The organism is Pedobacter miscanthi, assembly GCF_003315595.1.
In the GTDB taxonomy this organism is placed as follows: Bacteria; Bacteroidota; Bacteroidia; order Sphingobacteriales; family Sphingobacteriaceae; genus Pedobacter; species Pedobacter miscanthi.
Genome location: NZ_QNQU01000086.1, coordinates 1 through 491, shown reverse-complemented (window position 1 = coordinate 491; position 491 = coordinate 1). Strand labels below are relative to the sequence as shown.

At 38.1% G+C, this 491-nt stretch carries 1 protein-coding gene; it reads left to right on the top strand.

What is annotated here, in order from left to right:
- A partial coding sequence (locus DRW42_RS28485) for a restriction endonuclease subunit S (protein WP_208643682.1) occupies positions 1–491 on the top strand: 491 nt, incomplete at both ends.

Genomic DNA, 491 nt, shown 5'->3' with positions numbered 1-491 from the left:
TTCCAAATTTGAGATTTCCGGGGTTTGAAGGGGAATGGAAGCAGAGTCTTTTTGGTGATTTATGCAAAATAAGTACAGGTAACAAGAATACTCAAGATAAAAGCTATGATGGCCAATTTCCATTTTATGTTCGCTCTTCAACGGTTGAAAGAATAAATGAGTTTACTTTTGATGGGGAAGCAATATTAACTGCTGGTGATGGTGTTGGCGTCGGCAAGGTTTTCCATTACACTACCGGAAAAATTGGCGTCCATCAACGCGTTTACATATTGAGCGATTTCAAGAGGGTTTCTGGCAAGTTCCTCTACTATTACTTCTCTTCCCGTTTTTTTGATAGAGTGTCTAAACTTAGCGCAAAGAATTCTGTGGATTCTGTTCGTTACGATATGATTGCCAAGATGCATATAGCTTTCCCAGACATTGACGAGCAAAATAAAATTGCAAATCTGGTTTCACTAATTGATGAAAGAATCCAAACCCAAAGCAAAATA